Here is a 927-nt window from a genome sequence, read left to right on the forward strand (position 1 = left end):
TCCCTTCACGCCATACACAAATTCGAATGAGTTGCTGCCCTGCAGTAGTTCACCCAGGTTATAGCCTTCTTGCGCGCCCCATTCCGGATGCCCTTCAATCTCAATATATTCAGTCATCTTATAGCCCGTTCGATCTACCTTTTTCCCACCCTTTTTTACTACGATTTGAGGGCCAACGATGTTAAAATTCGAATCATTCGTATACGACACGGAGTATTTGAGCAGTACTTGCTCTTTCCTGCCTTTCACGAACTGCACCTTCAATTCCTTGATCCCGCCGCCATGAATCGGAAAGGTCTGTACTTCTGTCTTGCTCGGATCCAGAGCAATCGGAACGTGAACGTAGTCATATGCCTGCAGCCCGCGCACAGACAATTGCATATCCGTCTCATTGCCGGGCACCGTCCAAGGCGTTTCGAAAAAGCCGTTGTAGGTTTGGGTTTCTTCATCCCATGCATGCGAATAGTAGCCTTTTCCCCAGTGCATTTGCATCTTCTGCACATCATCCAGGTGTGCAATGAAGTTTCCTTTACTGTCTTTGAAATCGAATTGATCGAATATCCACTTTCGTTCCTGCCTATCCCCTGTATTCAGGCTGTATAACAGCGTGGTACCATTATCGTCGGATACCGCCGTATCAATGGCGAATGTGACGCTGCTATTCGTAACCTTCTTATTTATCGGCTGCCCGAATCCATGTTGGATCGCTGATTCCACACCTTGATGATTATTAAAATCCCACTTCTCGGTAATATAGGCGAGCACCGGAGTAGCCAACAACACAAACACAGCCACTGACAACACGGCCAACCGGCGTCCGTGGAACAACGGCCTCATCTGTAACGAAGCGGCAGAGATCCTTCGATCGCCCTGCTCGTTCCTAGCCGCCTCGATCCACATCCACATCGCCTCGAAGTCCGGGTAGGA

Annotated in this window: 1 protein-coding gene; it reads right to left on the reverse strand. The window is 49.2% G+C overall.

What is annotated here, in order from left to right; genetic code table 11:
* A partial coding sequence (locus BBG47_RS28210; RefSeq protein WP_139070827.1) for a DUF4179 domain-containing protein occupies positions 1-927 on the reverse strand: 927 nt, incomplete at both ends.

The sequence above is a fragment of the Paenibacillus sp. KS1 genome (assembly GCF_001680695.1).
Classification (GTDB): domain Bacteria; phylum Bacillota; class Bacilli; order Paenibacillales; family Paenibacillaceae; genus Paenibacillus_B; species Paenibacillus_B suaedae.